11 protein-coding genes are annotated in these 11,813 nt (G+C 63.9%); 5 read left to right on the plus strand and 6 right to left on the minus strand.

The window, feature by feature from the left end; translation table 11 throughout:
* Positions 1-416: energy transducer TonB (locus CFII68_RS08425; RefSeq protein ID WP_018610461.1), on the plus strand; the 416-nt coding region annotated here is incomplete at its 5' end.
* Positions 417-578: 162 nt separating this feature from the next.
* Here CFII68_RS08425 and CFII68_RS08420 read toward each other — a convergent pair.
* From CFII68_RS08420 to CFII68_RS08400, 5 genes are read right to left on the minus strand one after another with little or no spacing between them, the layout of a single operon-like run.
* The gene (locus CFII68_RS08420) at positions 579-1,475 is read right to left on the minus strand and encodes a helix-turn-helix domain-containing protein (protein ID WP_018610462.1); all 897 of its coding nucleotides are present in this window, start codon (positions 1,473-1,475) and stop codon (positions 579-581) included.
* A 32-nt stretch (positions 1,476-1,507) separates the two neighbouring features.
* Complete coding sequence (locus tag CFII68_RS08415; RefSeq protein WP_018610463.1) at positions 1,508-1,975, minus strand: response regulator; 468 nt, start codon at positions 1,973-1,975, stop codon at positions 1,508-1,510.
* Positions 1,972-4,284 (minus strand): ATP-binding protein, encoded by a 2,313-nt coding sequence (locus CFII68_RS08410; RefSeq protein ID WP_033062766.1) that lies wholly within the window; start codon positions 4,282-4,284, stop codon positions 1,972-1,974. Before CFII68_RS08410 ends, CFII68_RS08415 begins: the two co-directional genes overlap by 4 nt.
* Positions 4,281-4,949, minus strand: a complete 669-nt coding sequence (locus tag CFII68_RS08405; RefSeq protein ID WP_018610465.1) for a response regulator transcription factor — start codon at positions 4,947-4,949, stop codon at positions 4,281-4,283. Before CFII68_RS08405 ends, CFII68_RS08410 begins: the two co-directional genes overlap by 4 nt.
* The gene (locus CFII68_RS08400) at positions 4,946-6,130 is read right to left on the minus strand and encodes a sensor histidine kinase (RefSeq protein ID WP_018610467.1); all 1,185 of its coding nucleotides are present in this window, start codon (positions 6,128-6,130) and stop codon (positions 4,946-4,948) included. The genes CFII68_RS08405 and CFII68_RS08400 overlap by 4 nt, the downstream gene beginning before the upstream one ends.
* Positions 6,131-6,303: 173 nt before the next feature.
* Here CFII68_RS08400 and CFII68_RS08395 point away from each other — a divergent pair, with 173 nt between their 5' ends.
* The 4 genes from CFII68_RS08395 to CFII68_RS08380 all read left to right on the plus strand — a co-directional run bounded on the left by CFII68_RS08395 (position 6,304) and on the right by CFII68_RS08380 (position 11,092).
* On the plus strand, positions 6,304-6,825 hold the full coding sequence (locus CFII68_RS08395) for an SgcJ/EcaC family oxidoreductase (protein WP_014338290.1): 522 nt from the start codon (positions 6,304-6,306) through the stop codon (positions 6,823-6,825).
* Between the two features lie 136 nt (positions 6,826-6,961).
* Complete coding sequence (locus CFII68_RS08390; protein ID WP_033062765.1) at positions 6,962-7,471, plus strand: sigma-70 family RNA polymerase sigma factor; 510 nt, start codon at positions 6,962-6,964, stop codon at positions 7,469-7,471.
* On the plus strand, positions 7,471-8,415 hold the full coding sequence (locus CFII68_RS08385) for a FecR domain-containing protein (RefSeq protein WP_018610471.1): 945 nt from the start codon (positions 7,471-7,473) through the stop codon (positions 8,413-8,415). Before CFII68_RS08390 ends, CFII68_RS08385 begins: the two co-directional genes overlap by 1 nt.
* A gap of 253 nt (positions 8,416-8,668) precedes the next feature.
* The gene (locus CFII68_RS08380) at positions 8,669-11,092 is read left to right on the plus strand and encodes a TonB-dependent receptor (protein WP_018610473.1); all 2,424 of its coding nucleotides are present in this window, start codon (positions 8,669-8,671) and stop codon (positions 11,090-11,092) included.
* A 36-nt stretch (positions 11,093-11,128) separates the two neighbouring features.
* Here the strand turns inward: CFII68_RS08380 and CFII68_RS08375 are convergent, their stop codons facing one another.
* Positions 11,129-11,530 (minus strand): hypothetical protein, encoded by a 402-nt coding sequence (locus CFII68_RS08375; protein WP_018610475.1) that lies wholly within the window; start codon positions 11,528-11,530, stop codon positions 11,129-11,131.
* Positions 11,531-11,813: the final 283 nt, after the last annotated feature.

The following is an 11,813-nucleotide window of genomic DNA, read 5'->3' on the forward strand; positions in this document are numbered from 1 at the left end:
CCCAGCAGCAGCGCGAACGCCAGGAAAGCGAACGACGCAGGCAAGACGCCGAGCAGCAGGCCGCCGAACAACAGCGCCAGGCCCGGCAGGCGCAAGCACTCGCCGAGCAACGCCGAGCCGAGCAAGCGCGCCAGGCCGCCGCCGACAGCCGTAGCTACCAACCGCTGAGCAAGCAAGCCCCGGACTATCCGCAACGCGCCCTGGACAAGGGCCTGGAAGGTGATTGCACCGTGGAATACAGCGTGACGCCGGACGGGCGGATCGATAACCCCAAGGTCATCGACGGTTGCCACCCCTTGTTCATCCGACCGTCCCTGGCCGCTGCCCAGACGTTTCGTTATCAACCGCGAATCATCGATGGCAAGGCGGTGACGGTGCCGGCGGTGCGCAATACCTTTCACTACCGGATCAAATGAAACACCTGTGGGAGCGAGCTTGCTCGCGATAGCGGTGGACCAGCCGCCATCAATGTTGACTGGCCTGGCCCTATCGCGAGCAAGCTCGCTCCCACAGCGGTTTGTGTGCGGCCACTTGATCGCCAACACCACCAAGAACCTCATTGTGGCGCCATCAGGCCTTTATTTGCGGTAATGACTCGGCGCCACGCCCACTTCGCGGCGGAAGATCTGCGAGAAGTGACTGGCGCTGCCATAGCCGACCTCCAGGCCGATATCGATGACGCTGCGATCGGTTTCCAGCAGCAGTTGCCGGGCCCGGGCGATTCTCAGTTGGATGAAGTACTGCGAAGGTGAACGCCCGGTGGCGCGCTTGAACAAGCGGCTGAAGTGGTATTCGCTCATGCCGATGGCCTGGGCCAGGTCACCGAGGCTGAAGGGTTCGGCCAGGTGTTGTTCCATTAACTGGGTCACCCGTTTGAGCTTGAAAGCGGGCAGGGCGTTATGTCCGGACATGTCCTCGGCCTCGGCATCCACATAATGCCGCGCCAGGTGCACCGCCACACATTGCGCCACGCCCTGGATCAGCAAGGCACTGGTTTCACCGCGTCGGGTCAATTCCGCTCGAATCTGTTCGAGCAAGGCTGAAAGCGCTTCATCCCGCCCGCCAGAGACTTCCCGCAGTTGGATCGCGCCGCTGCCGCCAGTCTCAGCTATGGCGCGCTCCAGCAATGCCAACCCCACGTACAGATGCATGACCACAAACGGCTCGCGGCTGGTCACTTGCCAGCGCATCTCATAAGGAACCGGGGATGTGGTCAGGAAAAAATCTCCGGTGACCACGGTATTCGCTTCCCACGCCTCGTTGGCAACGCGCTCCTCGACGATGGCTTCCCCGGACAGCACCCAGACGAGCAACGGTTCGGCCACTGCCGGCACGACGATGTGTGCTTCGCTGCGTTCACGGACAAATATCTCGACCAGGATTTCTTTGGCCGATACGCCGTCGGACGTCGCCACGCGCTCGCCGCGGATGTGTGCCTGCAGGCCGGTTGCCGATGTTCGTTCAGTGACTTCCATGCTTCGAATGCCTCGATGGAACAGCCGCCAGGTCAAGCCGGGCCGGCGGCGGGACGGTGCTGGCGCAACAGTTCGATCTGCTGGGACGGGATCAACTCGCGCAACGCCTTATAGAGCGCACGGGTTTCCAGCAGGTTCCAGATACGCAGCATGGTTTCCAGGGCGTCCAGGGGTTTGCTGATGAAATCCCGGGCGCCGAGGGCCAGGGCCCGCAGGCGCGTGTCTCGGGTCGCGTCGGCGGTCAGCACCAGGATCGGCAGGTAGTCGTTGGCCGGGATCCGCCGGTTGAGTTGCTCGAGCACGGCAAAGCCGTCGAACGCCGGCATATGCAGGTCGAGGATGACCAGGTCCGGCTCGAAGCTGTTGAACAGATCGAGCGTGCGCAACGGTTCGGTGCTGCTCAACACGTTGTGCAACCCTTCGCGGGCCAGCAGTTGTTCCATCAGGTCCAGGTTGGGGCGCTGATCGTCGACGATCAGAATGCGCAAGTCGCGATTCATGCGGGCTCCGGTAGATAGTGTTCGAGGTGGCCCAGGAAGGCCTGGATATGAATAGGTTTGGTCAGGATCGCCGTGGCACCGGCGTCACGCAGGGCGCGATGGGTCAGGTCGCTGGCATCGGCGGTGATCATCAGCACGGGCGTGGCGGCGGTGGCCGGGGACTGGCGCAGGCGCCGCAAGACTTCAAGGCCTTCGAGGTCGGGCAGGCTGACGTCCAGCAGGATCAGTTGCGGGGTGTGCTGGCGAGCGAGGTCCAGGCCCATCTGGCCTTGCATGCTCGACAGCAATTGGATGCCAGGGCGGCGTTGCATCAGGGTTTCGATCAGCGCCAGGCTCGACAGGTTGTCTTCGATGCACAGGACTTTGCCGTGATAGTCCACAGGCGAACGTGTCACCGCCAGGGCGGCGATGGGCGGCAAATGCGCGCCAACCACCTGGGTGCCGGGCAGTTGCAGGGTGAAACAGCAGCCGTGTCCGGGCTCACTGTGGACCTGCAGGTTGCCCTGCATCATTTCCAGCAGGCTCTTGCTCAACGACAACCCCAGGCCAGTGCCTTCGACCTGGGGATCGGCGCCCAGGCGTTCGAAGGGCTTGAACAGTTGGTCCAGCTGTTCCGGGGCAATGCCATGACCGGTGTCGTTGACGGCGATGCTCACCTGATGGGCCTGGACGCTGACTTCGACGCGCACCTCACCGCCGGGCCGGTTGTACTTGATGGCGTTGGACAGCAGGTTGAGCAGCACCTGCACCAGGCGCTGGCGGTCCGCGAGCACGCCGCTGTCGTCGGGCAGCGCTGGCAGCTCGGCCAAGTGGATCCCGGCGTCGGAGGCCATTGGTGAAACCAGGGTCAGGGCTTCGTGCAGCACCGTCGACAGGGCGATCGGTTCGATGTTCAGCGGCAGGCGTCCGGCCTCGATCCGGGCAATGTCCAGCACCTCGTTGATCAACGCCAGCAAGTGCTGGCCGGCCCGCAGGATGTGGCTGACCTGAGGGCGTTGGCCAGCCGTGGAGTCCATGTCCAGCAATTGAGCGAAACCGAGGATGGCGTTCAAGGGCGTGCGCAGTTCGTGGCTCATGCGCGAGAGAAACTCGCTCTTGGCCCGGCTGGCGCTTTCGGCTTCTTCGCGGGCAGTGCGCAGGGCGATCTCGGCAGCGCGTCGGTCGGTGATATCGCGGGTAATCTTGGAAAAACCGCGCAAGGCACCGGTGCCATCGTATTGGGCGGTGATGACCACGCTGGCCCAGAAGCGGCTGCCGTCCTTGCGGCAACGCCAGCCTTCTTCCATGTAATGACCGTCGCGGGTGGCTTCGCGCAAGGCCATGTCCGGGTGCGCCGGGCATTCCTCGGCCAGGTAGAACAGGGAAAAATGCCGGCCGAGGATTTCCTGCTCGGTGTAGCCCTTGATCCGCTCCGCGCCGGCGTTCCAGGTGGTGACGTAGCCTTGGGCATCCAGGGCGAAGATTCCGTAGTCCTTTACACCATCGATGATCAGCCGCAAGCGCTCCTCGTTGTCGCGCAGGGCCCGCTCGCGTTCGGCGAGCAACTGCCCGGCCTCCACCAGGCGCGTGCCAAGCTGGCCGATTTCGTCCTGCTCCGGCGGTTGCGGCAACAAGGGTTGGCCCAATGCCAGGCGCTGGGCGTTGCCTTGTACCTGCTGGACCCGGGCGACAATGCCCTTGGACAGGAACAACACCGCGACAATCGCCCCCAGCAGCCCGCACACCGCCGCCAGCAAGGTGGCGAACAACAGGCGCATGCGCGTGGCCGAGGCGGCGGCGCTGCGGTCGGCGAGCAGGGCGTCCTCGCGTATGCGCATGGCGCTGATCTGCTCGCGCAGTACGTCCAGCACCTGTTTGTTTTCGATCAGGATCGCGGTGATGGCCTCGGGATCGTCGCGCTTGCCGTTGCGCAAAGCGAGCAAACCGTCGAGTTTGTCGGCGATCAGCGGAGTGATGGTCTTGAGGTGTTCGCGCATCCTGGCGTCGCGAATGTTGTGGTCCAGGCGCTGCAACGCGGCATGGATCAGCGGCGTGGCCTGTTCGTAGCTGGGCAGGAAATCTTCGCGGCGGGTCAGCAGGTAACCGCGCACGCTGGCCGCCGCCTCGGCCAGCAGGGTATGGACTGTCTGGATATCGCCCTGGACCAGCAGCACCCGACGCACATCCTCTTCGGCCCGGGCGGTCTGGCGTTCGGTGATATAGATCAGCACCAGCGACAGCAGCAGGACCACCAGGGGCAGGGAAATCACCACCAGGGCTTTGCCGCGCAAGGGCAGGTCGGCCCAGCGGCGGGCGGCGAGAAACCTCATGGCCATTGCCCGGCGGGTTGCGCCACCAGGCCCAGGGCAACGCCGCGCACGGCGGCCTGGGTCCGGTCGGCGGCGCCCAGTTTGCCGATGACACGCTCTACGTGTGCCTTGGCCGTGCCGGGTGCGATGCCCAGCTTTTCGCCGATTTCACGGTTGCTGAAACCGCCAGCCACCAGCCCCAGGACCTGGCGTTCCCGGGCGGTCAGGGCCTGGACTTGAGTGACACCATTCGCACCGCGCTCGGCCATGCGGCGCAGCAGGCGCGCGCTGACCGAACTGTTCAACGCCTCTTCGCCCTGGGCGACCCGTTTGAGGGCGTCGAGCATTTCATCGCGGCTGGCGTCCTTGAGCAGATAGCCGACCGCGCCCGCACCGATGGCGGCTTCGAGGTGGTCGGGGCTGTCATCCATGGTGAAGATCACGACTTTGATTCCGGGCTGGCGCTGCTGCAGGATCCGCGCCGCGCCCAAACCGTTGAGGACGGGCATGCGGATGTCGAGAATCGCGATGTCCGGCTGTAGCCGCTCGCACAGGTCGAGGGCTTCCTGGCCGTCGCGGGCCTGGCCGACGACCTCGAATCCCGGGTTGCCGGCGAGCATGCTGATAAACCCGGTGCGGGTGACTTCGTGGTCATCGGCCAGCAGCAGGCGCAAAGGGCGGTTCATGGTTGTACTCCGTGGGCTGGTAGCGGCACGCTGGCCAGCAGTCGGGTGCCGCCGCCGGGCTGGCTGCAACAGCTCAAGTGGCCGTCCAGCAAGTGTGCGCGTTCCTGCATGGCAGCCAGCCCCAGATGGCAGCTGCCGTTGGTCTCGATGGGTTGTTCCAGGGCAAAGCCACGGCCATCGTCCTCCACTCGCAGGCAAGCGTGGCCATCGTCCACCGCCAACCCCAAGTGCACGTGGCTGGCCTGGGCGTGCTTGAGAATGTTGTTGATGCCTTCCTGGGCAATGCGAAACAGGGCGATCTCCGTGTTGCCCGGCAGGCGCGCGGTGCTGTGTTCGGCCCAGTTCACCGTCAGGCCCGCATCGCGCAGGCGATCGGCCTCCTTGTCGACGGCTTTGTACAGGCCGAAATCATCCAGCACGTGGGGGCGCAGGCCACCAATCAGTTGCCGACCTTCGCCGACGCAGCCTTGGGCCAGGTCGAGGATGCTTTGCAGCTCGCTCGCCAGTGCCGGCGGTAGCGACGGGCAGCGACCGGCGAAGCCCTGCAAGCGCTGATGCAAACCGGCGAGGTTCTGCGCCAGGCCGTCGTGCAGGTCGTAGGCCACGCGCTTGCGTTCGTCTTCCTGGGCGCTGAACAGGCGGTGGACCAGCTCGGACATGGTCCGCTCGCGGGCCTGGAGGGCTTCGAGCAGACGGCTGTTCTCCAGGTGCGCCGCCAACAGCGTCGCGAGCAATTGCAGTGATTCGATGTCTTCGTTGTCCGGTGCGCCGAGGGCCACGCTGTTGCCCAGCAACAACGCCCCGAACGCTACGCCGTCGGAGGCACGCAACGGCACCCGCAAGACCTGGGGCAGGGCGCTGCCGGGCGACTCCAGCCATTGTGGGCCGGGTGTTTGTGGCTGGGCCTGGTTGGCGAGCAGCTCGAGTCGTTCCGCGCTGCCGTGACTGGCGAGGGTGCGCAACGGGTGGTCCGGCGCCCACTCCAGCAGCAGGCCATGGTCCATGGCCATGAACGCGCACGCCCGTTGCAGCGCACGCTGGCGCATGGCCGGCAGGGGCAACTGCGTCAGTTCATGGCCGGTGCCCAGCAGCAGGCCCAGGCGCGCGGCACGGCTTTGCGACTGGCGATATTGGCTGCGGATGGCCAGGGCACTGCCGGGGTCATGGGGTGGACTTTGCATGGGGAACTCCAGCGTGGAAGAGGACCGGTCCGGTTCGCGGTGGCGTCATTAGAACGTGTCACCGGCACTGGGCCTATCTGCCGAACGGCATAGGCGATTGGCACCGGTTGGCCGATGGCGAAGGCCGGGAAGGCCGGCAAAGTGGGCCCATTGAAACCCAAAGGAACACTTTGATGAAAATGAAAACCTGCGCCATTGCTGCTTTATTCCTGCTGGCCGCGCCGCTTGTCCAGGCGCTTGAGGCTACGCCTTACGTGTATCGCACGGTGGCCGAGCAGCCCAAGAATGTGAATGACCGCGAGATCGCGGCGCTGTTCGACCGCTGGAACGCCGCGCTGCAAACCGGTAGCGCCACCGCCGTGACCGGCCTCTACGCTCCGGATGCGATTTTGCAACCGACTGTTTCCAACAAGGTGCGCAACACGCCGGCGCAGATCCAGGATTACTTCGAGCATTTCCTGGCCGGCAAACCGGTCGGGCAAATCAACTACCGGGAGATCCGCCACCTGGGCCCCGATGCGGCGATGGACAGTGGTGTCTATACCTTCACGCTCACCCAGGCCGACGGTTCCAAGCGCGAGGTCCAGGCGCGCTACACCTTCCTCTATGAGCGCCTCGATGGCCAGTGGAAGATCATCAACCATCACTCGTCGGCCATGCCTGAGGTGGCGAAGACCTTGCACGCCAGTCACTGATAGCTCTGCTCGCTCCCACAGGGCCCTCTATCCATTCCATCCCCGTGTTTAGACACACTTTGCATAAAGAGCTTGGATTAACGCGCGAACATTAATTAGAATCAGTCTCATTTAAGACTTTGCGCAGGCTCTGGACATGTGTGATGCAGTTACGCCGACGGAGCATTCCCTCCATGCGTTGTACCGTGACCACGGTAGCTGGCTGGAAGGCTGGCTGCGGCGGCGCATGGGCAATGCCTGGGATGCAGCGGACCTGCGCCAGGATACCTTCCTGCGGGTGCTTTCCAGTTCCCAGACCTTGACTGACCTGCAAGAACCCCGGGCTTATCTGCTGACCGTTGGCAAACGCCTGCTGAGCAATTTCTACACCCGGCGCAATCTTGAACAGGCGTATCTCGATGCCTTGGCCAGCCTGCCTGAAGCCTGCGCACCGTCGCCAGAACAACGCTGGCTGCTGCTGGAAACCCTGCAAGCCCTGGACGAATTGCTCGATGGCCTGCCGCCCTTGGTGCGCCGGGCTTTTCTCTGGAGCCAACTTGAAGGCCTGGGTTATCGCGAGATCGCCGAGCGCCTGCAAGTCTCCGAACGCACGGTAAAACGCTACATGGCCCAGGCCTATGAGCATTGCCTGTTGGTGGACTTCTGATGCGCTCGGCTCCTTCGCCCGGAGCCCGTGAAGCGGCGCGGGCGGCGGCTCGCTGGTTGACCCTGATGGAGTTCGACGGGGATGCGTTCGACTCGGCGGCCCTGCAACGCTGGCGCGACAGCAGCGCTCATCATGAGGCGGCCTGGCAGAAGGCCCAGCGATTGCGCCAGCGTTTTGCCGGGGTGCCCGCGTCCCTGGGCATGGCAACCCTGGACCGCCCAGTGCTGGCCCGGCGCGAGATGCTCAAGCGCGCATTGGGCGTCGCCGCATTGGTCCCGACCGCTTGGCTGCTGGGGCGAGAGTTGCCGTTGGAAGCTTGGCGCGCTGACTTGCACACCGCCACGGGCGAGCAACGGCGCTGGTCGCTGGTCGATGGCAGTGCGCTGCAACTGAACACCGACAGCGCCGTCGACCTGGACCTCAAGGCGCGGCGCCTGGTGCTGGTACGCGGCGAGATGGCTCTCAAGCTCGCCGGAAACACGCCGCTGTCCGTTCAATCACCCTACGGGCTCATCACCATCACTCGTGGCGAGGTCTGCCTGCACCTGGGCGAGGGCGATTGCCGGGTGTCGGTGGTCAGCGGCTCGGCGCAACTGCAACCCCAGCGCGGGCCATTGCTGAGTTTGGAAGCGGGCCAGCAGGTCAATATCCAGGACTCAGGCGCGGGGCCAGTGAAGGCGTTCGACGTGGCGCAGTTGGGTTGGCGTGACGGCGTATTGGTTGCGCAGGACCAGCCGCTGGGGCATTTCCTCCGGGAACTGAGCCGCTATCGCCCCGGCGTGTTGTGCTGGGATAAAACCCTGGAACCCCTGCGAATCACCGGCAGCTTCCGCCTCGACAACACCGACCGAATCCTCACGCTGCTTGCAGCCAGCCTGCCGCTGGACGTGCACAGGCGCACTCGTTACTGGGTCACGTTGACACTTCGCAAAAATATGGCCTGAGGTCGGTACGCAATAAAGACGAGCAGTCATACCCCTGTGGCGAGGGGATTTATCCCCGCTGGGCTGCGCAGCAGCCCCAAAAGCAACGACCTTGATCTTACTGACACACCGAGTTGCCGGGGTTGGGGGCCGCTTCGCAGCCCAGCGGGGATAAATCCCCTCGCCACAGGGAGGGTGTAGTTTTGAGGCCTGTCCCCTTTTTTTGTCTCGCTTGTCATTCAAGGCAACTGAACAAAAATGAGAGCGCTTTCCAATGTCCGCAGTTGCACCTTTGCGTTTGCGCCCGGCCTTTGCCGGCTGGCGTCCGCTGTTGAACCTGAGCCTCATGTTGAGCCTGAGCGCCAGCCCCTTCTTTATCTCATCGAGCCTGGCCGAAGAAGCCACCCGGCGCAGCTATCAGGTGCCGGCGGGCAGCCTGAGCGCGGCGTTGACCCGGTTTGCCGGGCTGGCGGGCGTCAACTTGTCGGTGGATCCGGCCCTGGTGAGTGGTCGCAACAGCGCCGGGCTTTCGGGTGAGTTTGGCGTAGAGGAGGGGTTTGCCCGGCTGTTGTCGGGCTCGGGCCTGCAATTGCAAACGGTGGGTGAGCAGGCCTACATCCTGATGCCGGCGCCAGAAGGCGGCAGCCTGCAACTGGCACCCACCTCGATTGTCGGCGCCACGGCTTCGACGGACAGCCCGGTGTATGCCGGCGGTCAGGTGGCGCGGCGTGGTTCGCAAGGCTTGCTGGGCTCGCGGGACTTCATGGAAACGCCGTTCAGCATGACCACCTACACCAGCACGGCGGTAAAGAACCAGCAGGCACGCACCCTGGGCGACCTGATTGCCAGCGACCCCTCGGTCCGTGCCACCAACCCGGCGGGCGGGCGCTTTGAGCAGTTCACCATTCGCGGTTTCAGCCTGTTCAACAGTGATGTTGCGTACAACGGTCTCTACGGCATCCTGCCGACGTACACGATCGACATGGAGATGGCCGAGCGCGTCGATATCGTCAAGGGCCCGAGCCAGCTCATCAACGGTATCTCGCCACGGGGCAGCGTGGGCGGCGGGATCAACGTGGTGCCCAAGCGGGCCACCGACAAGCCCATCACCTCGTTCACCGGCAGCTATGCCTCCAATAATCAGCTTGGCGGTGCCGTGGATGTCGGGCGGCGTTTTGGTGAAGAGGACAAGTTCGGTATTCGCTTCAATGGCGTGAAGCAGGCGGGCGACACCGAATGGGATCACCAGAGCGTGGACCGCGAGATGGCGGTGCTGGGCCTGGATTTTCGCGGTGAACGCCTGCGGCTCTCGACGGACATTGGCCGTACCGAGCGTAACACCGACGCGCCGCAGGAGCGCGTGCAGGTGGGCGCCGACGCGCCAGTGCCGCATGCCAGCGATGTAGATCGCAACTACGCGCAGCCTTGGAGCAAGGCGCGTACCAAAGATACCTTCGGCGCGGTGAATGCCGAATTCGATGTCAACGACTCCGTCATGCTGTACGGCGGCGTGGGGGCGCGCAAAAGTACTCATGAGTTCCTTCGGCATGCCGTTTCGGTCCTCAATGAGGCTGGAGATTTCCGCGTTCAACCCCGGGATTTCACCCGCGACGAGAATGTCCGGACGGCCAGTGCCGGGGTGCGCAACTGGTTCCATACCGGCCCGGTGAGCCATGAGGTCAACCTGGCTGCCAGCTATTTCTACATGGACTTCGAAAATGGTGGCGCCCGTTACGCCAACGGCAGCAGCAACCTGTATGACCCGGTACAGACCCCGACGCCGAGCAACCCGACGCGACAGGACGACAAGGTCTACACCGAGAACCGCTTCAGTGGCCTGGCGTTGTCCGACACCCTTGGCCTGTTTGAGGATCGCTTGCTGCTGACCCTAGGTGCCCGCTGGCAACGGGTGAAGGTTGACGACTGGACGAATAACGCCAAGGGCGAAACCGCCTACGATGAGGAAAAAATTTCGCCGTCGGGCGGCATCTTGTTCAAGGCGACCGACAAGCTGTCGCTGTATGCCAACTACATGGAAGGCCTGAGCCAGGGCAAGATCGCGCCGTCGACGTCGGTGAACGAGGATGAGATTTTCCCGCCGTTCATCAGCCGTCAAGTCGAGGTGGGCGCCAAGTATGATGCCGGTCCGTTCGCCGTCACCGCCGCGCTGTTCCGGATCAAGCAGCCGGCCTATGCGACCGACGCCACGACGCGTGTCTTCGGCCCGAACGGCAAGCGAGAAAACACCGGCGTGGAGTTGAGTGTGTTTGGCGAACCGCTGAAGGGAACCCGCTTGCTCGGCGGCGTGATGTACATCGACAGCGAACTGACCCAAACCACCAACGGCGCCTTCGACGGCAACCGCGCACCGGCCACGCCGAAGTACAACGTCAACCTCGGCGCCGAATGGGACGTGCCGACGGTACAGGGCCTGACCCTGACCAGCCGTGGCATCTACTCCAGCTCGCAGTATCTGGACCAGTCCAACACCAAGCAAATCGATTCCTGGGAACGTTTCGACGTGGGCGCCCGCTACGCGTTCAAGGTCGACGAAAAGCACATCACCCTGCGGGCCAACATCGAAAACGTGGCAGACAAGCGCTACTGGAGTTCGGCCGGGGCGTCGGATGACAGTGAGGCTGGATTGACGTTGTCGACCCCGCGCACCTACCTGCTTTCCGCAACGGTGGATTTCTAGGCCGAGGTGCCGCTCCAGGGAAGGAGCCGCCTGGGTTCAGATGTCGCGAAACAGATCGTGGGCATCCAGCAATCGCCAGGCAATTTCGGGGCGTTTTTCCAGCCCACGGCGGATGGCGGCGGGAATCGACTGGCGAATCTTGCGGCAGAGGCCGGGCTGGTCCTGGAATTCGATGGCGATGCCGCGCATGGTCCGCACTTCGTTGTAGCCAGGCTCGACGCTCAGGCGGATCCCCAGGTTTTCGTACAGGCGCTGCTGCAGGCGCTGGAGTTCGTCGAGGTCCTGGATGTTCTCCAGACGCTCAAGCAGGCGTTTTTCTTCCTGGCGATTCAGGCACAGGATGCGCAGGTCGCTGCCAGGCGCTTGCAGCAAGGCATCACGGCCACAATCGCAGACGCCGGGCGGGCAGGGGGGACGGATCGGAATCGACGCGGTCATGGGCTCCACAAAAATCTGCTGCACAACGAAACAGCGAGCTTATCGCCGGCCCAGGCAATGTGATGCCTGGCGGCATGTGGGTCAAGCCTGTTGGAGGGGCCGCTTGTCTGGCGTTGCTGTGTGCCCCACCGTTTTACTGTGGGAGCAGCGAGCTTGTTCGCGATAGCGGTGGGTCAGTTTGCACCCCTGTTGGATTTGCCGCCGTCATCGCGAGCAAGCTCGCTCCCACAATGGGATCGGAGTACGACCGCAAGAGCCAGGCCGGCTGTAAGGCCGCCTCGCG

It is taken from the genome of Pseudomonas sp. CFII68, assembly GCF_000416195.1.
Classification (GTDB): Bacteria; Pseudomonadota; Gammaproteobacteria; order Pseudomonadales; family Pseudomonadaceae; genus Aquipseudomonas; species Aquipseudomonas kilonensis.